A 21,067-nucleotide genomic window follows, 5' to 3' on the forward strand; every position below is an offset into this window, starting at 1 on the left:
TATGACCGGTCAGTTTATGCGGATGGTTGCCCCGATGACCCCATCAGCGCCTTCCCTGGTACTTCGCGGAGCTGGTACGGGCCGTGCCGAGCTTGCCGTACAGGCGGGCGCCGGGGCACTCGGTGGCGAATCCGTCGCGGTGTCCGGCGATGGTGTTGAACCGCACGCGCGTGCCCTTCTTGTACCGGTTTCCACCGCCGGAGGTGAGGTACGTCGTGCCCTTGGGGTTCACTCCGTGGAGCCCCAGCTTCCAGGCCGTCAGCCGGGCGACGGCGGTCACGGCGGCGGCGGGCGGGGTGGTCCTGCCGAAGGTGCCGAGGACGACGATGCCCATGCTGTTGGTGTTGAAGCCGAGGGTGTGCGCGCCGAGGACCGGCTTGGTCACGCCACCGGCCCGGCCCTCGTAGATGTTCCCGCACTTGTCGACGGCGAAGTTGTAGCCGAAGTCCCGCCAGCCGCTGCTCTTCACGTGGTAGCGGTAGATGCTCCGCAGTACGGAAGGGGCCTGGCGGCAGGTGTAGTTGTTGCCGGTCGCGCTGTGGTGCACGAAGGCCGCCTTGATGGTCTTCGTGTAGACGAAGCCCTTCTCGCGGAGCCGTTCGTCCGCGCCCCACCCCTTACGGGTGATGATCTTCGGGCGGGGGCCGAGGTACGGCTGGGCGGCGACCGCGGCGGGCCGCACGGCGAGAGCCTGCGCCGTCTGTGCCGCCCCCGCCACCTCGGCCGCCTCGGCCGTTCCCGCGCCCGTCTCCGGCAGGAACGGGAAGGCGACCTGGGTGGCCTCCTTCGACACGGCCGGGATCCAGGCCGAGCCGTACGGGGCGAGGTGGGCGTTGACCGCGCTCGCCGCCGCGGCGGCGGCGACGCCCGTGCCGAGCTGACCGGGGGAGCCGGGAGGACCGAGGGGCTCCGGAGGGAGCAGCGGCCCCGTCGCCGCGCGGGTCGCGGACGCACCGGCCCCGCCGTCCGCCCGGGTACGGACGTCCGCCCCGGACCGCGCCTCCGCAGCGGCGCCCGCGTCGGCACCGGTCCACGCGTCGGTACCGGTCTCCGCCTCCGTACTGGTCTCCGTACTGGTCTCCGGGCCGGTGCCGGTGCCGGAATCGGGGCCGGTACCGGCCTCCGTCCTCGCGCCCGTACTCGCCTCCGGGCCGGTCTCCGTCTCCGGCGTCACGCCCGGACCGGTCTCGGAGCCGGTCACGATGTCGGCACCGGCCCCGGCCTCCGTCGCCGTACCCGGCTCCGTGTCCGCCGTGTCCGCCGTGCCCGCCTCCCCGTCCGGTGCGGGCCGCCCGTCCGGGGTCGGGGACTCTCCGGGGTCCACCAGTTCCAGGCGCAGGCCCTCGGGGAGGGGTTCCTCGCCCTGGACGCGGACCTCCACGCCGTCCGAGTCGCCCACCCACAGCGGGGCCGTGGCGCCCTTGAGCCTCCGGTCCGCGCCCTCGGCGGTGTCCGGGTCGGCGCCGTGCTCCTCGTTGTGGGTCTCGACGTCCTGCCACTCCGACCAGGTGCCGGTTCCGGTGGCCCGGGTGCGGACCTGCACGGTGCCGTGCAGGGCGGCCTTCGGGTCGTCCCACACGACGCCGACGAGCGAGAAGGGCCTGACGTCACGTCGGGCGAGGCCCTGCTCGGCCGTGCCGTCGGGCCCGCCGCCCAGCGCGCGCGGGGCGGACCCGAGCGGGGCCAGCGGCAGCGACTGGGTGGAGCCGGGGAGTCCGGGTGCGGGAGGCAGCGCCGAGACCCCCGGTGGCCGTCCGGCCGCCGGGGACGCCACGGCCGTCGCGGGCGCGGCGAGGGAGACCGGCAGGGCGAGGACCGTCGCACAGGCGACGGCGATCGAGGAGGCGAGTGAGGCACGCATGGGCCGATCCTGCGGACCTCCGGGGCGTTCCGCGCGCCGGGAGCGGGCCGGGAGGCTGACGGGGCGTCGGGCCGACCGGTGGACGGCGTCACCGGTACGGCGGACCCGCCGCGCCCGTCCGCGTACGCTGTCCGGCGTGAACGCCAGCGACCGCACCCCCGCCGACCTGCTGCGATCCGCGCTCGCCGCGGACGCCGCCCGCCCCTTGGTCACCTTCTACGACGACGCCACCGGTGAACGGGTGGAATTGTCCGTCGCCACCTTCGCCAATTGGGTGGCCAAGACGGCGAACCTGCTCCAGGGCGAGCTGTCCGCCGCGCCGGGCGACCGGCTGGCGCTGCTGCTGCCCGCGCACTGGCAGACCGCCGTCTGGCTGCTGGCCTGTTCCTCGGTCGGGGTGGTCGCGGAGATCGGCGGCGACCCGGCGGACGCGGACGTCGTGGTCGCGGGGCCGGATGCGCTGGAGGCGGGGCTCGCCTGCTCCGGGGAGCGGATCGCGCTGTCCCTGGCCCCGCTGGGCCGCCGGTTCCCCTCGGTGCCCGCCGGATACGCGGACTACGCGGTCGAGGTCCCCAGCCAGGGCGACCGTTTCGCCCCGTTCGTACCGGTCGATCCGGACGCTCCGGCCCTGGTCGTCGACGGTGCGGAGAGCAGCGGCGCCCGGCTCGTCGAGCGGGCCCGCGCGGACGCGGCGGAACGCGGTCTGACCGCCGGTTCGCGGCTGCTGTCGGGGCTCGGATACGGGGACTGGGAGGGGCTGTCGGCCGGTCTGTACGCGCCCCTCGCGGCGGGCGGCTCCGTGGTCCTCTGCCGGAACCTGGACCGGTCGGCGGCCGACGCCCTGGCCAAGCGGGTGGAGAGCGAGCGGGTGACGGTCACGGCGGTCTGACCCGCCCGGCACCCGCCTTCGCCCCGCCCGGCGCCCGTCTCCACCTGTCCGCCCGCGCCCGCCTTCGGCCGCCCACCCGTCTCCGCCCGGCGCCCGCCTCCGCCCGCCCCGCCCGCGTCTCCGCCCGCCCCGCCCGCGTCTCCGTCCGGCGCCCGTCTCCGGGCGGCCCCGGGGCGGACGGGGCATCGTCCGGGCCCTCGCCGTTGTGGGCGGCTCCGCGCGCCCCCACCGGCACCCGGGCGCGCTCCGGGCGCGGCGGAACCCCGCCCCCGCTCACCCGGGCGCGGCCCGGGCCGGGCGGAAACCCCACTCGTTCGGCCGATCGACGCGCCGAGTCCCCCCGTCCGCGCGCCCCCGCCGGTACATGATCGGCCGGGGGGAGTCGACTCCTTCCGCACAACCACGCCCCGGGTTCTGCCGTCTCCCTCTACGGCCGGCGGTCGCCCGGCGCGCCGCCGACGCGACGAAGGACGGACTCAGACGTGACGGACCGCGCGGGCTCGCCCGCCGAACCGGATCCCCCGGAGGCGCAGGACACCGCGTCCGACGCCCCTCCCGCACCGGGCCGACGCCACTGGCTGCGGTGGACCGCGCTCGGCGTCGCGGTCGTGGTGCTGGGCGCCGCCGGGGTCGGATGGTGGTTCTACCGGAAGCTCGACGGCAACATCACCACGGACACCACCGCCGAGGCGGAGCTGCGGAAGTACGAGAAGGAGCGTCCGCCCGCGGGCACCTCCGCCGCCCGGAACATCCTGCTGATCGGTTCGGACACCCGGGCGGGCGCCGGGAACAGCCCGTACGGCAAGGACGAGGGCACCCAGCGGTCCGACACCACGATCCTGCTGCACCTGGCGGCGGGGAAGACGAGCGCGACCGCGGTCTCCCTGCCCCGGGACCTGATGGTGACGATCCCGGCCTGTCTGAGGCCGGACGGGAGCCGGACCCGGGAGCAGTTGTCGCAGTTCAACTGGGCCTTCGAGTTCGGCGGGGCCGCGTGCACGATCCGTACGGTCGAGAAGCTGACCGGCATCCGGGTGGACCACCACATGGTCATCGACTTCCGGGGCTTCAAGAAGATGGTGGACGCGGTCGACGGGGTGGAGGTCTGCCTCAAGGAGCCGGTGGACGATCCGGACGCGAAGCTGAAGCTGCCCGCGGGCCGTCAGACGCTCCACGGCGAGCAGGCGCTGGGCTTCGTCCGGGCCAGGAAGTCCATCGGGGACGGCAGCGACACGGAACGCATGGACCGGCAGCAGCAGTTCCTCGGCGCGCTCGTCAACAAGGTGCAGAGCGACGGGGTGCTGCTGAACCCGACGAAGCTGTATCCGGTTCTCGACGCGGCGACCCGGTCGCTCACGACCGACCCGGGGCTGGACTCGCTGCGGGACCTCTACGACCTGGCGCGTTCGATGCGGGCGATCCCGACGGAGAAGGTGCAGTTCCTCACGGTCCCCCGGCGCCCCTACTCGTACGACGCGAACCGGGACGAACTGGTGCAGCCCGCGGCGAGCCAGCTCTTCGCGGAACTCCGGGAGGACCGGCCGGTGGTGGTGACGCCGAGCACCGGGAAGACGCCGGGGACCGACGGCAAGCCCGACGACGGGGGCGCTCCCGCGCCCTCCGTGACGCCCACCTTCACGGGCCGGAACGCGGCGGAAGGGGTGTGTTCCTAGCGGGTGCCGCGAGGGCCACGGGTAAAGGGCGGACCAAGGGGAGGGTGGGGAGGGATGAGGTTTGAGCAAATTGCCCGGTTGTAAGGGGCGTGGAATTTGTCACGCGCGTCGCCCCGCGCTGAACTGGGCGGATAGTGTGACGCGATCCGGTGCACCCGTACCGCGTGGTCGCACTCGCCAAGGATCGAACGACCAGGAGAGCGGCGCCCTGTGGGGGAGGCGCCTCGCGTGGCACCGACGGAGGACTCGAGGAACCGTGGACGCGCACAGCCGTGGACGGGCGGACGACATCGATCCCGCCGACCAGTGGGTCCTCGACCCGCGAACGGGCAACTACGAACTGCGACTGGACCACTCCGCTGGGCAGTCGCAGGCGCCCGCCACGACGCACAGATCCACCGGACCCGTGCCCCCCGGGGCGCCCGTCGAAACCCCGGCCGCCGCGCCCGTGCCCGGACAGCGCCGTCGCCGGGTGGGCGAGCAGGGCGGCGGCCAGCAGCCGCCCGCGAGCCGCCGCAGGCCCAAGGGGGGCGGGTCCCGCAAGAAGAAGGTCCTGCTGTGGACCGGCGGGACGATGGCCTTGGTCCTGGTGGGCGGCGGCACCGGCGCGTATCTGATCTACCAGAAGCTCGACGGCAACATCTCCGTCATCGACCCCGTCGGCGCCGAGAGCAAGGGCTTTCGCAAGGGCGAGGCCTTCAACGTGCTGGTCATCGGCACGGACAAGCGGACCGGCGAGGGCAACGGGGGCTACGGCGACAAGGACAGCCCCGGCCACGCGGACACCACGATCCTCTTCCACGTCTCCAAGGACCGGACGAACGCCACGGCGCTCTCCATCCCGCGCGACCTGATGACGACGATCCCCGAGTGCGAGACCCGGCAGCCCGACGGGAAGATCCTGACGATCCCCGGCCAGGAGCAGGCCCGCTTCAACGTGAGCCTCGGCCAGGACGGCCGCGACCCGGGCTGCACCATGCGCACGGTCAAGGAGCTGACCGGGCTGACCGTCGACCACTTCATGATGGTCGACTTCAACGCCGTCAAGGAACTGACCACGGCCGTCGGCGGGGTGAAGGTCTGCGTCGAGAAGCCGGTCGACGACCGGAAGTCGCATCTGAAGCTGCCCGCCGGGGAGTCGGTCGTCCAGGGCGAGCAGGCCCTCGCCTTCGTCCGCACCCGGTCCAGCTTCGGCAACAAGAGCGACCTGGACCGGATCAAGATCCAGCAGCAGTTCCTCAGCTCGATGATCCGGCAGCTGAAGTCGAGCGAGACGCTGACCAGCCCGACGAAGCTGTACGGCCTCGCCCAGGCGGCGACCAACGCGCTCACCGTCGACAAGGGCATAGGTTCGCTCTCCAAGCTCCAGGACATGGCCGGGGAACTGTCCGGGATCGACACCAAGAACATCTCGTTCGCGACGCTCCCGGTGATCGACAACCCGGACGAGCCCGAGCCCATCACCGTGGTGCCGCACCCGACGCAGGCACCGGAGCTCTTCGCCGCGCTCCAGAACGACGTCTCGCTGACCGAGGTGAAGAAGAAGGCCCAGGACACCAAGAACGCCCAGGCACAGACCCAGGCGAAGCTCCTCCAGGGCACCCGTGCCGAGGCCGTCGACGTACGCGTCGACGTCTACAACGGCAGCGGGGTGCGGGGTGCGGCCCAGTCGACCATCAACTGGCTGCAGAACGAGCAGGGCGTGAGCCGCTCCACGAACCGGAGCAACGCTCCGGAGAAGGCGGCGAGGACCACGCTCGCCTACGCACCGAACCAGGCCGATCAGGCCCGCAAGCTCGCGGACATGATGGGTCTTCCTGCCACGGCGCTCAAGCCTGGCACGCAGGACGCCGCAGCGCGCGAGCCCATGACGCTCGTCCTCGGCGCCGACTTCAAGGGCGCGGGGGTGCCCGTCAGCGGCCCGGTGAAGGCACCGGACGTCGTGAAGGTAGAAGCTGACAAGCAGGTGTGCGCCAAGTGACCCGGAATCACCGGGGCTCGGCGCGCGCCTGACTGACGAGGGGACCTGGGGTGGGACAGAACAGCGTGCGCGGGGAGGGAACGCGGGACAGCGTTCCGCGCGCTCGTGAACGGGGCTGGGACGACGACCCGTACGACGCCGGTGGGACCACCGGCGCGGACGGCGGGGCGTCCGAGGAGGCCGGGGCCTCCGGCCCGACGCGGGCCGAGCGCCGACGCGGCACGGCGGGCGCCGACCCGGCGGGCGGCGGCGCGGGCGGCGGCCGGTCCGGTCACCGGCGCGGCGGCTCCCGGCGCGCCAAGAAGGCCGGCAAGCGCAAGGTGCTGCGCTGGGTCGCGATCACGATGTCGGTGCTGATACTCGGCACGGCCGGCGCCGGATACCTGTACTACGAGCACCTGAACAGCAACATCCGCGGCGGCAGCCGCGCGGGCGGTGAGAGCGGCGTCAAGAAGGCCACGCCGAACGCGCTGGGCGACACCCCGCTGAACATCCTGCTCATCGGCTCCGACAGCCGCGCCGACGCCAAGAACGTGGCGCTCGGCGGCGGCAAGGACCTCCGGGACAGCAAGCCGCTGGCCGATGTGCAGATGCTGCTGCACGTCTCGGCGGACCGGCAGAACGCCTCCATCGTCTCCATACCGCGCGACACGATCGTGCCCATACCGGAGTGCAAGGACGGCGGCACGACCCACCCCGCGACGACCAGGGACCCCATCAACGAGACGCTGGCGCGCGGTGGTCCCGGCTGCACCCTCACCACCTGGGAGAAGCTCACCGGGGTCTACATCGACCACTGGATCATGATCGACTTCGCCGGTGTGGTGGCGATGGCCGACGAGGTCGGCGGCGTCCCCGTCTGTGTGAAGACCGGCGTCTGGGACAAGCCGACCCGCATGGTGAAGGGCGGCTCCGGTCTGAAGCTGCCCCAGGGCACCACCGAGGTCCAGGGCAAGCAGGCCCTCCAGTGGCTCCGCACCCGGCACGCCTTCGGCAGCGACCAGAACCGGGCCAAGGCCCAGCACATGTACCTCAACGGCATGGTGGAGAAGCTCCAGAAGCAGAACGCCTGGAGCGACACCGGACAGCTGATGGGCCTCGCGGAGACCGCCACCAGGTCGCTCCAGGTCTCCGACGAGCTGAAGTCGGTGAAGAAGCTGTTCGATCTGTCGATGCAGCTCAAGAACGTGAAGATGAACCGTCTGACGACGGCGACGGTCCCGACGACCGAGTGGTCCCAGAACAGGAACAAGGTCGTCATGATCGAGTCGGCCGCCGACAAGATGTGGTCGATGATCCGGGACGACATCGCCTTCGACAAGAACGGCAAGGCCACCGGTCAGAAGCCCGAGGCGACCGTGTCCGCGAAGCCGAAGGCCGTCGCGGAGGACCCCGGCGCCTTCGCCGTGACCGTCTCCAACGGCACCGCGGGCACCGACCACATGGCCGTCGGGGGGCGCGCCAAGGACATCGCCGCGGTCCTGGCGGGCAAGGGCTTCTCCCTGGCCGCGGCGATCACGGACCAGACGCCCCGCGAGGACACCGTCGTCCTCTACCCGAAGTCCGGCGGCGACCAGGCCAGGGCGAACGCGGCCTCCGTGGCGAAGGCCCTCGGCGTCCCCGAGGGCAAGGTCAGGGCCGACGCGAAGACCGAGGGCATCGCCCTCGTCGTCGGCGCGGACTGGCGCGAGGGCTCCGCCTACAAGGCGCCGGTGTCGAAGGCGGGCGACCTGCCCGAGGGCGCCGACGACAAGACGACCTGCATGGACATCTACTCGGTCTACCGGTGGGACGGGAAGAGCTGACCCGCTCCCCCGCACCCGTACGACGACGGCCGGACCCCTTCCCGGGGTCCGGCCGTCGTGCGTGGTGCGTCGCGCCCGGAGCCGCCGGGGCTCAGACCGACTCGGTCTCGCCGGTGCGCACCGCCGGGCGGCGGCTCGCGATGACCTTCCTGGCCAGCGACCGGGGGCTCGTCAGGAAGCCGTAGCCCCAGGCCATGTGCATGGTCGCCAGCGCCACCGGGATGCGCAGCCGGGCCTTGAGCGGCAGCCCCTTGCCCGCCGGGACCGAGCCCGCCGTGATCGCGGCGAGGTAACCGGCCGGGACGACGAAGCCGAGCGGGGTGAGGACGGCGCCCACGACCAGGCCCGCGGCGATGGCGCAGACGGCGGCCGGCGGGGCCAGGTAGCGGAGGTTGATGGAACCCCGGTGGTAGCGGGCCACCACGTGGCGCCACCGCCCGTAGTCCTTGTACTGCTTGGCCAGGGCCCGCACCGAGGGGCGGGGGCGGTACTGGACGCGCAGCTCCGGCGAGAACCAGATCAGGCCGCCGGCCTCGCGGATGCGGAAGTTCAGCTCCCAGTCCTGGGCGCGGACGAACTCCACGTTGTAGCCGCCCTGCTGTTCGAGGGCCTCGCGGCGGAACACCCCCAGGTACACGGTCTCGGCGGGCCCCGCCTCGCCGCCCGTGTGGAAGGCCGCGTTGCCGACGCCGATCTTCGAGGTCATCGCGGCGGCGACCGCGTCCTCCCAGGCGTTCTCGCCCTCGGCGTGCATCACTCCGCCGACGTTCTGCGCGCCGGTCTCCTCCAGGAGCCGGACGGCGGTCGAGATGTAGTCGGGGGAGAGCATCCCGTGGCCGTCGACGCGTACCACGATCGGGTGGTGGGACGCCCGGATCGCCGCGTTGAGCGCGGCGGGTGTGCGGCCGGTGGGGTTCGGCACCGTCTGGACGCGACGCCCCTCCGAAGCGGTTTCGCGGACGAGCTCGGCGGCGATCTCGTCGGTGCGGTCCGTGGACGGCCCGAGCGCGATCACCACCTCCATCTCGCCGTCGTACTCCTGCTCCAGGATGTGACGAACCGAGGTGCGCAGGTACCGCTCCTCGTTGAGGACCGGCATGATCACGGAGACGGGGGGCAGCATGGTTCCTCGGAGTTCGGGGGTCGCCCCCCGGTAAGACGGTGGTTTGCCGCCACGTTACCGCGAACGGGGGACACCGGGCGCGCCCGCACGGGTGGCGCTCCCCTGCTCTGATCGTATGGGCCTACCGTTCTTCTCTTCCGGTTCCCCACGTCCCGCCCGCGGAGGTGTCCGTCCGTGCCCGCACCGCCCCGCACGCCCCGTCCGCGGCCCGCGGCCCGATCCGTGCCGGTCCGTCGGCCGAGCCGGGGCGGGCGGCGCCCCCGGTGGGGGATGCGGATGGCGACGGCGCTCTCCGTCACGGTCCTCGCGGCGGGCGGCATCGGGCACGCCGTGGTGACCGGGCTCGACACCGGGATCACCCGGGTCGACCCCTTCAAGGACATGAAGAACCGGCCGCAGGGCGGGCACGGGATGAACGTGCTCGTCGTCGGCACCGACGGACGGGACCGGATCACCCCGGAGGAGCGGGCGAAGTACCGGCTCGGCGGCGCGCCCTGCCACTGCACCGACACGGTGATGCTGGTGCACATCTCGGAGGACCGGGAGCGGGCGAGCGTGGTGAGCCTGCCCCGCGACTCGTACGCCGAGATGCCCGAGCACACCGATCTGACCTCGGGGAAGAAGCACCACGCGCATCCGGTGAAGCTGAACGCGGCGTACGCGGAGGGCGGTCCCGGCCTGACCGTGCGGACCGTCGAGTCGATGACCGGCGTCAAGATCGACCACTATCTGGAGCTGGACTTCACCAGCTTCATGCGGACCGTGGACGCGGTCGACGGGGTGCGGATCTGTACGACCCGGCCGCTGAAGGACGCGTACACCGGGCTCGATCTGCCCGCCGGAACCCATGAGCTGAACGGCGGCCAGGCCCTCCAGTACGTGCGCTCCCGGCACATCGACGGCGCCGCCGACATCGGGCGGATGCAGCGGCAGCAGCGCTTCGTGGCGGCCCTGATCGAGCGGATGACCAGCGGCGGGGTGCTGCTCAACCCGGTGCGGTTCCGGGAGGTGGCGACGACCATGCTCAGCTCGGTGCGGGCGGACGAGGGGTTCGGCACGGACCAGCTGCTCGCGCTCGCCAAGGCGATGCACGGCTTCGTCCCGGCGTCGTCGGAGTTCGTGTCCGTGCCGATCGGCGACATGAGCTTCCCGGTGAAGGGGATCGGCTCCACGGTGAAGTGGGACGCGGCCAAGGCGCAGAAGCTGTTCCAGGCGCTCCGGGAGGACCGGCCGCTGGCCCCGGCGTCCCCCGCCGCGACCTCGGCGAAGGCGCCGAAGGCGGTCGTGGTGGACGTGGCGCCGCGCACGATCCGCGTGCAGGTCTACAACGGCACCCGGACCGACGGGCTCGGCCGGAAGGTGGACGACGCCCTGCGCGGCACCGGCTTCGACACCACCCGGACCCCGATGACGGGTGCGGGACGGGAGCAGGAGCGGACGCTCGTCGAGTACGACCCGCGCTGGGACCGTTCGGCGAAGTCCCTGGCGGCGGCCCTGCCGGGCGCGGAGCTGCGGCCGGTCCCGGGGCGCGGCGGGACGCTGCGGGTGACGGTGGGCGCGGACTACAAGGGGGTGACGGCGGTACGGGCGGAGGAGACGGGCCGCACGGGCCCGTTCGAGGCGGTCACGGGGGACCGGGTGGTGTGCCCCTAGGGCTCTGCCGTACGGGGGTGCCCGTACGGGGGTGCCCGTAGGGAGCCTGCCGTAGGGGTGTGCCGGTGGGGGCGGGCCCGTAGGGGGCTGCCCGGGACCAGGGCGGGTCCTGGGCGGAGGTGCGGGGTCCCGGGGCGGAGGTGCGGGGTCCCGGGGCGGAGGTGCCGGACCCCTGGGCGGAGGTGCGGGGTCCCGGCGGCCCGGGGGATCAGTCCGTGTAGCCCTCCGCGGCGCGGCGCTCGCGGAGTTCCTTGATCGCCTGGCGGCGGGCGAGGCGGTGGGTGCGGCGGATCTGGGCCTCCTGGTTGCGCCGCTTGTCCCGCTCGGTCTCCGGGACGACCTGGGGGACGGGGCGGGGCTTGCCGTCCGCGTCGACGGCGGCGAAGACCAGGTACGCGGAGCCGACCTGAGTGGCGGGCGTCGACTCGTTCCAGCGCTCGGCGAGCACCCGGACGCCGACCTCCATCGAGGACCGTCCGGTCCAGTTGACCTGGGCCTTCACATGCAGCAGATCGCCGACCCTGACGGGCTCCAGGAAGACCATCTCGTCCATCGAGGCGGTGACGGCCGGGCCGCCGGAGTGACGGCCCGCGACAGCGCCCGCCGCGTCGTCCACCAGCTTCATGATCACGCCGCCGTGCACCGTACCGAGGAGGTTGGTGTCGTGGCTGGTCATGATGTGGCTGAGGGTGGTGCGGGAGGCGGAGGTGGGCTTGCCCGGGATATCGCCCTGATCTGTCATGCGCTCCACCATATGCCGGGCTCGGTGTCCGTCGCCGTTCGGTCGGGTTTGCATCAGCTTGGCAACAGCACCGGTCCTATCTTCCACCCGCCCTGTCGCCGGTGAAGTCCGCACCGGCACACTGGTCCGCATGAATGACTGGCCCGAAGACGGCGGCTACGGCCGCGGCGGCGCGACCCCCCAGCCCGAGGGACCGCGCCGGATGAGCCATGTGCGGCGACCGCAGATGCCGCAGCAGCCGCCGCGCCCCGACCAGGGCTACGGCCAGGGCCATGACCAGGGCTACGGCCAGGGCCAGGGGCGTCGGCAGGGCCACGGCCAAGGGCACCGCCAGAACCCCGACCAGGGCTACAACCCGAGCTTCACCCAGGCACAGGGCACCGGCTACGACTCCGGCTACAGCTCGGGCCAGGTCTACGGCGGCCAGCAGGGCGGCGGACCTCAGGGCGGCGGCCCCGGCGGTGTGCCCCCGCAGTACACGCCGGGCCCCGGCGGCGGCCGTCCCGGGCGGCCCGCCCCGGACTGGCGCAAGCGGATCAAGATCGGCTCGATCGTCCTGGTCGTGGGCCTCCTCGTCTGGGGCGTCGGCACCTACGCGTGGGCCAGCTCGCGGATGCGCAACGAGGTGGACCTCTCCAAGGTCATCGAGCGGCCCGCCGAGGGCGACTGCACGACGTATCTGATCGTCGGTTCGGACAGCCGCGAGGGCATGACCGCCGAGGAGAAGAAGAAGCTGCACACCGGCTCCGCCGAGGGCAAGCGGACCGACTCGATGATGATCCTCGCGGCCTGCTCCAGCGGGAACACGATGGTCTCGCTGCCCCGTGACTCCTGGGTGACCATCCCGAACTTCGTCGGCTCCGAGTCGGGCAAGGCGTACCCGGCGCGCGGCGGCTCCAAGCTGAACGCCGCCTACGCGATGGACGGCCCCGAACTGCTGGTGCGGACGGTCGAGTTCAACACCGGGCTGCGCATCGACCACTACGCCGAGATCGGCTTCGCGGGCTTCGCGAACATCGTGGACGCGCTCGGCGGCGTCGAGCTGAACATCGAGAAGGGCTTCAAGGACAAGAAGTCCGGCGCCGACTTCCAGGCGGGCACCCAGACCCTCGACGGCGAGCAGGCGCTGGCCTTCGTCCGGACCCGGTACGCCTTCGCCGAGTCGGACCTCCAGCGGACGAAGAACCAGCAGAAGTTCCTCTCCGCGCTGGCCAACCAGGCGGCGACGCCGGGCACGATCCTCAACCCGTTCGCGCTGTACCCGACGCTCGGCGCCGGTCTGGACACGCTGATCGTGGACAAGGACATGTCGCTGTACGACCTCGGCCAGATGTTCTTCGCGATGAAGGGCATCAACAGCGGCGACGGCAGGTCGATGAACATGCCGATCGCGGGCAGCGCGCCGCAGGGCTCCCTGAAGTGGGACATGCCGAAGGTGAAGCAGCTCGTCGAGCAGATCAAGAACGACCAGAAGGTCACGGTCGAGTCGAACCGCTGACCCTCCCCCGTACGTACGGGAAGGGCGCCTCCCACCGGGGGGCGCCCTTCCCGTACGTCCGGCCCACGGGAGGTAGCGTGCCGGACACGGCCCCTCCCGGCCCGACCGGACCCGCCCGCTACCGTCGGGTAACCCGAAGGGCGGGCCGTGCCGGGAGTCCCGACCTGGGCAGGACTATGCTCGGGCAGGCATTCGCCCGAGCTTCCCAGGAGAACCGCATGGCCCTCAAGATCACCGTGATCGGCACCGGCTACCTCGGCGCCACCCACGCCGCGGCCATGGCGGAGCTGGGCTTCGAAGTGCTGGGACTCGACGTCGTCCCCGAGAAGATCGAACTGCTCTCCACCGGCCGGGTCCCGATGTACGAGCCGGGGCTCGAAGAACTGCTCTCGAAGCACGTCGTGGGCATCGAGGGCTCCACCGGGCGGCTCCGCTTCACCACCTCCTGGGAGGAGGTCGGCGCCTTCGGCGACGTGCACTTCGTCTGTGTGAACACCCCGCAGAGGCACGGCGAGTACGCCTGCGACATGAGCTACGTCGACGCCGCCTTCGCCTCCCTCGCCGGGGTCGTCCGCGAGGGGGCCCTGGTCGTCGGCAAGTCCACCGTGCCCGTCGGCTCGGCCGAACGGCTCGCGGACGTCCTCCCCGAGGGCGTCGAGCTGGCCTGGAACCCGGAGTTCCTGCGGGAGGGCTTCGCCGTCCAGGACACCCTGCGTCCGGACCGGATCGTGGTCGGCGTCCGCGGCGAGCGGGCCGAGAAGCTGCTGCGCGAGGTGTACGCCGTCCCGGTCGGCGCGGGCTCCCCGTTCGTCGTCACCGACTTCCCGACCGCCGAACTGGTGAAGACGGCCGCCAACTCCTTCCTCGCCACCAAGATCTCCTTCATCAACGCGATGGCCGAGGTCTGCGAAGCGGCGGGCGGTGACGTGGCCCTGCTCGCGGAGGCCATCGGCCACGACGACCGCATCGGGGCCAAGTTCCTCCGCGCGGGCATCGGCTTCGGCGGCGGCTGCCTGCCCAAGGACATCCGGGCGTTCATGGCCCGCGCCGGAGAGCTGGGCGCCGACCAGGCGCTGACCTTCCTGCGCGAGATCGACTCCATCAACATGCGGCGGCGCGGCCAGATGGTCGAGATGACCCGCGAGGTCCTCGGCGGGAACTCCTTCCTGGGCCGCCGGGTCGCCGTCCTCGGCGCCACCTTCAAGCCCGACTCGGACGACGTCCGCGACTCCCCCGCGCTGAACGTCGCCGGACAGATACACCTCCAGGGCGGCCAGGTCACCGTCTACGACCCGAAGGGCATGGACAACGCCCGCCGCATCTTCCCGACCCTGGGGTACGCGGACTCGGCGCGGGAGGCCGTGCGCGGCGCGGACGTGGTGCTGCACCTGACCGAGTGGCGCGAGTTCCGCGAGCTCGACCCGGCGGAGCTGGCCGGGGTGGCCGCCTCCCGGGTGATCCTGGACGGCCGCAACGCGCTGGACGCCGAGCGCTGGCGGGCGGCCGGCTGGACGTACCGGGCGATGGGCCGCCCCCGCGCCTGAGGCGGCGGTGACCCGACGGGAGGAGGGGGGTGCGGACGTCCGCACCCCCCTCCTCCCGTCGTACGGTCAGGCCGCCGCGGGCCGGATGCGGTTCGTCCGGGACAGGAACTCCGTCTCCCGCAGCGCCCGGGTGACGTTGGCGTGGGCGAGCCCCACCAGTTCCTGGGCGGGCCAGCCCCGGCGGAGCAGCTCCGCGAAGAGCGGGACGTAGCCGACGGCCGGGGCGGTGGTGCCGGAGAGGCCCGCGCAGTGCGGACCGGCCAGGGCCCGTACCCGGTCGAGGACGTCGGCGACGGCGGCCGGGTCGTCGGTCACGGTCACCATGCAGACCGCGCCGTTCTCGCCGAGGAGGCCGAGGACGTCGTCGGCGAGGGCCTCCGGGGCCGCCCGGGTCAGCAGCGCGGGGGCGCGGGTGACCGCGAGGACCCGGCGGAGCGTGTCCTGGTCGGCGCCCGACAGGTCCACGGCCAGGCCGATGCGGTTCATCTCCCGTACCGCGCCGAGGGCGAAGCGGTCGTAGCGGGTGAGGCCGACGGCCCGTACGCCCAGGGCGTGGTAGGCCCGCAGGGTCGCGGCCGAGCCGCCGAGCGCGTTCCCGCCGACCGGCCCGAGCAGGGCGGCGACCCGGCCGCAGTTGCGGGCGTGGGCCATCTCGGAGGTGGTGTGCGCGAGGCGCAGGTCCTCGGGGCAGGCGGCGACGAGCGCGCGGACCGTGTCGATGCGCCGCAGGGTCCCGACGACGCCGTCGTCGCCGTCCACCCGCAGCGACCAGAACTGGGCTCCGGCCTCCGCCGCCCGGACGGGCGGCAGGTCCTCCGGGTCGAGGGACCGGGGCAGTTCGGTGTGCCCCTCGGTGACGGGCTGGGCGGCCAGCAGGGCGCGGGCCCGGCTGGTCTCGTCGGGCGGTGGGGGCGGCTCGGGAGCCCGGGGCTCGCCGCCGGTGGCGGGAACGGTGGGGAAGGGGGTGTGGGCGTCTAGCAGTTCCGCCATGGGGTACTCCGAACTCGGTGATGCAGTACCGCCCCGCCATGTGCGGCGGGGCAGTACCGTCCACCGTGCCACCGGGCCCCCGGGGGAGCGCGGCGGACTGAGCCGTCCGGGTGAGCCGGAACGGCCCGTACGACCCGTCAGGCGCCTTGCGGGACCAGGGTGTCCAGGGAGGCGGGCGTCGCGTTCGACGGGGCCGTACGGCCCTTCAGATCGCGCGAGACGGCCTCCGCGTCCCGGAGTGCGCGGACCGCGTTGGACCAGGTCAGCTTGGCGAGGTCCGGGTGCGACCAGCCCCGGTGCAGCAGCTCCGCGACCAGGTTCGGGTATCCGGCGACGTCGTCGAGTCCGGCCGGGGTGAAGGCCGTCCCGTCGTAGTCGCCGCCGATGCCGATGTGGTCGATGCCCGCGACCTCGCGCATGTGGTCGAGGTGGTCGGCGACCGTGGCGGCGGTGGCGACCGGGCGCGGGTCCGCCTCCTCGAAGGCGCGGTGCAGCGCCATCGCCCGCTCGGTGGTGTCGAGGTGGTCGAGGCCGTGCGCCCGCAGGTTCGCGTCGGCGCGGGCGGTCCACTCGACGGCCGCGGGGAGGATGAACTTGGGCACGAAGGTGGCCATGGCGACACCGCCGTTGGCGGACAGCCGCTCCAGGACGTCGTCCGGGACGTTCCTCGGGTGGTCGCAGACCGCGAGCGCCGAGGAGTGCGAGAAGATCACCGGCGCCGCCGAGGTGTCCAGCGCGTCGCGCATGGTGGTGGCGGCCACGTGCGAGAGGTCGACGAGCATCCCGCAGCGGTTCATCTCGCGGACGACCTGACGGCCGAAGGCGGAGAGACCGCCGACGCGGGGCGCGTCGGTCGCCGAGTCCGCCCAGTCGTTGTTGTCGTTGTGGGTGAGCGTCATGTACCGCACGCCCAGGGCGTGCAGCGCGCGCAGGGTGCCCAGCGAGTTGTTGATCGAGTGGCCGCCCTCGGCGCCCTTCAGGGAGGCGATGCGGCCCTGTGCGCGGGCCGCCTCCATGTCGTCCGCCGTACGGGCGGGGGCGAGGTCGGCCGCGTACCGCTCCAGGAGCTGGTCGACGATGTCGATCTGCTCCAGGGTGGCGCTGACGGCGTCGTCCCCGGCGAGCCGGCAGGGCACGTACACCGACCAGAACTGGGCGCCGACGCCACCGGCCCGCAGCCGGGCGAGGTCGGTGTGGAGCGCGGCGCTCTGGTCGGCGCCGATGTCCATCCGGTCCAGGTCGTAGCGCACGTGTTCGCGCAGCGCCCACGGCAGGTCGTTGTGGCCGTCGGCGACGGGGTGGTCGGCGAGCAGCGCGCGGGCCTCTTCGAGGCGGTCGGCGGCGCTCATCGGCCGAACCCGAAGGAGTCGGCGCCCTCGACCCTGGCCCGCAGCTTCTTGCCCTTCTCGGTGGCCTGCTCGTTCAGCTCCCGCTGGAAGCCCCGCATCCGGTCGAGCAGCGCCGGGTCGTGCGCGGCGAGCATCCGGACGGCGAGCAGGCCCGCGTTGCGGGCGCCCGCGACGGAGACGGTGGCGACGGGGACGCCCGCGGGCATCTGCACGATGGAGAGCAGCGAGTCCATGCCGTCGAGGTACTTCAGCGGCACCGGCACGCCGATGACGGGCAGCGGGGTGACGGAGGCGAGCATCCCCGGCAGGTGAGCGGCGCCGCCCGCGCCCGCGACGATCGCCTTGAGGCCGCGCCCGGCGGCCTCCTCGCCGTACGCGATCATCTCGCGGGGCATCCGGTGCGCGGAGACGACGTCGACCTCGTAGGGGACGCCGAACTCGTCGAGGGCCTGCGCCGCGGCCTCCATGACGGGCCAGTCGGAGTCGGAGCCCATCACGATGCCGACGACGGGGGCGGGGGCGGGGGAACCGCTCGTGCTGCTCACTCTGTGATCGTTCCTCGCAGGTATCCGGCGGCGTGGCGGGCGCGCTCCAGCACGTCGTCCAGATCGTCGCCGTAGGTGTTCACGTGGCCCACCTTACGACCGGGCTTCACGTCCTTGCCGTACATGTGGATCTTGAGCTGCGGGTCCCTGGCCATGCAGTGGAGGTACGCGGAGTACATGTCCGGGTAGTCGCCGCCCAGGACGTTGCACATCACGGTCCACGGGGCGCGCGGGCGCGGGTCGCCGAGGGGCAGGTCGAGGACCGCGCGGACGTGGTTGGCGAACTGGGAGGTGATCGCGCCGTCCTGGGTCCAGTGCCCCGAGTTGTGCGGGCGCATCGCCAGCTCGTTGACGAGGATGCGGCCGTCCGCGGTCTGGAACAGCTCGACGGCCAGGTGGCCGACGACGCCCAGTTCGCCGGCGATCCGCAGCGCCAGCTCCTGCGCCTGTCCGGCGAGCCGCTCGTCGAGACCGGGGGCGGGCGCGATCACGGTGTCGCAGACGCCGTCGACCTGGCGGGACTCGACGACCGGGTAGGCGACGGCCTGCCCGTGCGGGGAGCGCACGATGTTGGCGGCGAGCTCGCGGACGAAGTCGACCTTCTCCTCGGCGAGGACGGGGACGCCCGCGCGGAACGGCTCGTGGGCGTCCTCGGGGGTGCGGACGAACCAGACGCCCTTGCCGTCGTAGCCGCCGCGCACGGTCTTGAGGATGATCGGATAGCCCCCGGCCTCGGCGGCGAAGGCCGCCGCGTCCTCGGGGTCCGTCACGATGCGGTGCCGGGGGCTGGGGGCGCCGATCTCGTCGAGCCGGGCGCGCATCACCCCCTTGTCCTGGGCGTGCACCAGCGCGTCGGGCCCGGGGCGGACGGGCACACCGTCCGCTTCGAGGGCCCTCAGGTGCTCCGTGGGGACGTGCTCGTGATCGAAGGTGATCACGTCACAGCCCCGCGCGAAGGCGCGCAGCGTGTCCAGGTCGCGGTAGTCGCCGATGACGACCTCGCTCACCACCTGGGCCGCCGAGTCCTGCGGGGTGTCACTGAGGAGCTTGAACTTGATGCCGAGGGGGATGCCCGCCTCGTGGGTCATACGGGCGAGCTGACCGCCACCGACCATACCGACTACCGGGAACGTCACCCTCTTAGGGTATCCGCACCATCGGGGAACACTCGTCCGGCTGTGCTTTGGCACAACGAAGGGGTGGGTGGGGAGCGGCTTCCTCCGTGGTTTCCGAGGTACACGGGCGGGTGACGGGAGCGCTGGTTAGCATGGTCGGGTTGACGTCATCCGGACGCCACCCGACGGACGGGACAGAGCCATCACCATGAGTGAACCCGGCGCGCTGCGCACGCGACTCGACCGGCTCGCCCGGGAGGTCGCCAAGTTCGGTGCCGTGGGTGCCGTCGGGGTCCTGGTCGACCTCGGGGTGTTCAATCTCCTGCGCCACTTCTCGGACCTGCAGGTGGTCCGGGCGAGCGTCGTGGCCACCGTGGTCGCCATCGCGTTCAACTACGTCGGCTTCCGGTACTTCACCTACCGGGACCGGGACAAGAGCAGCCGCACCAAGGAGATGTCTCTCTTCCTCGTCTTCAGCCTGATCGGTCTGGTGATCCAGAACGGGCTGCTGTACACGGCGACGTACGGCTTCGGCTGGGACTCCTCGCTCCAGAGCAACTTCTTCAAGTTCTTCGGCATCGGGGTGGCGACCCTGTTCCGCTTCTGGTCGTACCGCACCTGGGTGTTCCGCGCGCTGCCCGCGAAGGAGGCGGTGCAGACCGCCGAATCGTTCCTGGAGCACGCCCCGCGCCAGGCGAGCCGCCGCCAGCCCGACCGGGTCTGACCGGCCCGGCCACCGCCCCGGGTCTGACCGGTCCGGCCACCGCCCCGGGTCTGACCGGTCCGGCCACCGCCCCGGGTCTGACCGGCCGGGCCACCGCACCGGGCTGACGGCCTTCCGGGGGCTTCCAGGGGCTTCCGGGGCCGTGTCCGGGGCTCCGGGCTTTTCTACGGAGCGCCCCGCCGTCACCGTACGGAGCGGCGCCCCGTCACCGTACGGGCCGTTCCCTGGGGGTGTCGGAGACGCTCCGGACCTCACGGCTCAGGAAGAGCGCGAAGACCGGCGGCTGCTGCTGGAGCAGTTCGAGACGGCCGCCGTCCGCCTCCGCGAGGTCCCGGGCGACGGCCAGTCCGATGCCGGTGGAGCTGCGCCCGCTGACGGCCCGCTCGAAGATCCGCGCGCCGAGGTCGGCGGGGACGCCGGGCCCCTCGTCGGTGACCTCGATCACCGACTGGTTGCCGGTGACCCGGGTCCGCAGGGCGACCGTGCCGCCGCCGTGCATCAGGGAGTTCTCGATGAGGGCGGCGAGGACCTGGGCGACGGCGCCGGGGGTGCCGACCGCCCGCATCCCCTGCTTGCCCGAGTGGACGATGGCCCGTCCGGCGCTGCGGTAGGCGGGCCGCCACTCCTCGATCTGCTGCTTGACGACCTCGTCGAGGTCGAAGGCGACGGCGGAGCCCGTCCGGGGGTCCCGGGAGTTGGTGAGCAGCCGTTCGACGACGTCGGTGAGCCGCTCGACCTGGGTGAGCGCGATCGTCGCCTCCTCCTTGACGGTGTCCAGGTCGTCGGCGAGGGCGACCTCCTCCAGGCGCATGGAGAGCGCGGTGAGGGGGGTGCGGAGCTGGTGGGAGGCGTCGGCGGCGAGTCTGCGCTCGGCGGTGAGCATCCGGGCGATGCGCTCGGCGGAGGCGTCGAGGACATCGGCGACCCGGTCGAGTTCGGGGACCCCGTACCGCTTGTGGCGGGGGCGGGGGTCGCCGGAGCCGAGGCGCTCGGCGGTCTCCGCGAGGTCGGTGAGCGGGGAGGCCAGCTTGTCGGCCTGCCGTACGGCGAGCAGGACGGCGGCGATGACGGCGAGCAGCGCCACCGCGCCGATGATCATGAGGGTGCGGCCGACCTCGGCGGTGACGGCGGAGCGGGACTCCTCGACGGTGACGGTCTCGCCGCGCTCGCCCTCCGCGAAGCCCTTGAGGACGTCGCCCCTGGGGCGGGTGCCGATCTCGATGGGGGAGCGGCCGGGGATGTCGATGACGGCGTACCGCTTGGCGCCGCTCTGCTCGGCGAGGATGTCGGGGTTGACCGGCTCGCCGCCGATCAGCCGGCTGTCGACGATGGAGACGATCCGCAGGGCCTCCGAGTCGACGCTCTCCTGGGCGCTGCTGGTGATGGTCCGGGTCTCCACGATCACGAGGGAGACGCCGAAGACGGCGATGACGACGAGCACCACGGCGAGCGTGGAGTTGATGAGGCGGCGGCGCACGGTGCGGTGTCAGCTCTTTCCGGGTCCGGGTCCGGGCCCCCGGGCGGCGGACCCTGGCGGTCCGGCCGGTCCCGTACGGGCCCCCGACGGTCCGGCCC

General features: G+C 72.8%; 16 protein-coding genes. 8 read left to right on the forward strand and 8 right to left on the reverse strand.

All coding sequences use genetic code 11. The annotated features are described in order from the left end of the window. Nucleotides 1–43 precede the first annotated feature (43 nt). Nucleotides 44–1,861 (reverse strand): N-acetylmuramoyl-L-alanine amidase, encoded by a 1,818-nt coding sequence (locus ACFXGN_RS13700; protein ID WP_384857802.1) that lies wholly within the window; start codon nt 1,859–1,861, stop codon nt 44–46. Between the two features lie 136 nt (nt 1,862–1,997). Between ACFXGN_RS13700 and ACFXGN_RS13705 the strand changes: the two genes are divergently transcribed. From ACFXGN_RS13705 to ACFXGN_RS13720, 4 genes are all read left to right on the forward strand, one after another. After that, on the forward strand, nt 1,998–2,750 hold the full coding sequence (locus tag ACFXGN_RS13705; RefSeq protein WP_384857804.1) for a TIGR03089 family protein: 753 nt from the start codon (nt 1,998–2,000) through the stop codon (nt 2,748–2,750). Nucleotides 2,751–3,232: 482 nt separating this feature from the next. Continuing rightward, complete coding sequence (locus ACFXGN_RS13710; RefSeq protein ID WP_384857807.1) at nt 3,233–4,423, forward strand: LCP family protein; 1,191 nt, start codon at nt 3,233–3,235, stop codon at nt 4,421–4,423. Nucleotides 4,424–4,679: 256 nt separating this feature from the next. Then, nucleotides 4,680–6,404 carry an LCP family protein gene (locus ACFXGN_RS13715; protein WP_384857810.1) on the forward strand — a complete coding sequence of 575 codons (1,725 nt, stop codon included), beginning with the start codon at nt 4,680–4,682 and terminating at the stop codon, nt 6,402–6,404. A gap of 344 nt (nt 6,405–6,748) precedes the next feature. After that, entirely contained in the window at nt 6,749–8,209 is a 1,461-nt protein-coding gene (locus ACFXGN_RS13720) for an LCP family protein (protein ID WP_384858522.1), read from the forward strand. Between the two features lie 91 nt (nt 8,210–8,300). On the opposite strand, the gene ACFXGN_RS13725 is transcribed toward ACFXGN_RS13720, so the two are convergent. After that, the gene (locus tag ACFXGN_RS13725; RefSeq protein ID WP_384857812.1) at nt 8,301–9,332 is read right to left on the reverse strand and encodes a glycosyltransferase family 2 protein; all 1,032 of its coding nucleotides are present in this window, start codon (nt 9,330–9,332) and stop codon (nt 8,301–8,303) included. 270 nt (nt 9,333–9,602) lie between these two features. Here ACFXGN_RS13725 and ACFXGN_RS13730 point away from each other — a divergent pair, with 270 nt between their 5' ends. After that, the gene (locus ACFXGN_RS13730; RefSeq protein ID WP_384857814.1) at nt 9,603–10,985 is read left to right on the forward strand and encodes an LCP family protein; all 1,383 of its coding nucleotides are present in this window, start codon (nt 9,603–9,605) and stop codon (nt 10,983–10,985) included. A 208-nt stretch (nt 10,986–11,193) separates the two neighbouring features. Here the strand turns inward: ACFXGN_RS13730 and ACFXGN_RS13735 are convergent, their stop codons facing one another. Next, nucleotides 11,194–11,727 carry an acyl-CoA thioesterase gene (locus ACFXGN_RS13735; RefSeq protein ID WP_366443785.1) on the reverse strand — a complete coding sequence of 178 codons (534 nt, stop codon included), beginning with the start codon at nt 11,725–11,727 and terminating at the stop codon, nt 11,194–11,196. Nucleotides 11,728–11,857: 130 nt separating this feature from the next. Here ACFXGN_RS13735 and ACFXGN_RS13740 point away from each other — a divergent pair, with 130 nt between their 5' ends. Both ACFXGN_RS13740 and ACFXGN_RS13745 read left to right on the forward strand, forming a co-directional pair. Then, on the forward strand, nt 11,858–13,225 hold the full coding sequence (locus ACFXGN_RS13740; RefSeq protein ID WP_384857817.1) for an LCP family protein: 1,368 nt from the start codon (nt 11,858–11,860) through the stop codon (nt 13,223–13,225). 218 nt (nt 13,226–13,443) lie between these two features. Then, on the forward strand, nt 13,444–14,769 hold the full coding sequence (locus ACFXGN_RS13745) for a UDP-glucose dehydrogenase family protein (RefSeq protein ID WP_384857820.1): 1,326 nt from the start codon (nt 13,444–13,446) through the stop codon (nt 14,767–14,769). A gap of 66 nt (nt 14,770–14,835) precedes the next feature. Here the strand turns inward: ACFXGN_RS13745 and ACFXGN_RS13750 are convergent, their stop codons facing one another. From ACFXGN_RS13750 to ACFXGN_RS13765, 4 genes are all read right to left on the reverse strand, one after another. Beyond that, nucleotides 14,836–15,759 carry a membrane dipeptidase gene (locus ACFXGN_RS13750; RefSeq protein WP_384857823.1) on the reverse strand — a complete coding sequence of 308 codons (924 nt, stop codon included), beginning with the start codon at nt 15,757–15,759 and terminating at the stop codon, nt 14,836–14,838. A 137-nt stretch (nt 15,760–15,896) separates the two neighbouring features. Continuing rightward, on the reverse strand, nt 15,897–17,108 hold the full coding sequence (locus ACFXGN_RS13755) for a dipeptidase (protein ID WP_384857826.1): 1,212 nt from the start codon (nt 17,106–17,108) through the stop codon (nt 15,897–15,899). Further along, nucleotides 17,105–17,602, reverse strand: coding sequence for a 5-(carboxyamino)imidazole ribonucleotide mutase (gene purE / locus ACFXGN_RS13760; protein ID WP_384858525.1), 498 nt, complete (start codon nt 17,600–17,602; stop codon nt 17,105–17,107). The genes ACFXGN_RS13755 and purE overlap by 4 nt, the downstream gene beginning before the upstream one ends. 47 nt (nt 17,603–17,649) lie before the next feature. Continuing rightward, on the reverse strand, nt 17,650–18,843 hold the full coding sequence (locus ACFXGN_RS13765; protein ID WP_384857829.1) for a 5-(carboxyamino)imidazole ribonucleotide synthase: 1,194 nt from the start codon (nt 18,841–18,843) through the stop codon (nt 17,650–17,652). Between the two features lie 133 nt (nt 18,844–18,976). Here ACFXGN_RS13765 and ACFXGN_RS13770 point away from each other — a divergent pair, with 133 nt between their 5' ends. Beyond that, nucleotides 18,977–19,492, forward strand: a complete 516-nt coding sequence (locus ACFXGN_RS13770; RefSeq protein WP_384857831.1) for a GtrA family protein — start codon at nt 18,977–18,979, stop codon at nt 19,490–19,492. Nucleotides 19,493–19,697: 205 nt separating this feature from the next. Here ACFXGN_RS13770 and ACFXGN_RS13775 read toward each other — a convergent pair whose 3' ends face one another. Then, complete coding sequence (locus ACFXGN_RS13775; RefSeq protein ID WP_366443795.1) at nt 19,698–20,969, reverse strand: ATP-binding protein; 1,272 nt, start codon at nt 20,967–20,969, stop codon at nt 19,698–19,700. Between the last annotated feature and the right edge of the window lie 98 nt (nt 20,970–21,067).

It is taken from the genome of Streptomyces sp. NPDC059247, from assembly GCF_042754005.1.
Classification (GTDB): Bacteria; Actinomycetota; Actinomycetes; order Streptomycetales; family Streptomycetaceae; genus Streptomyces.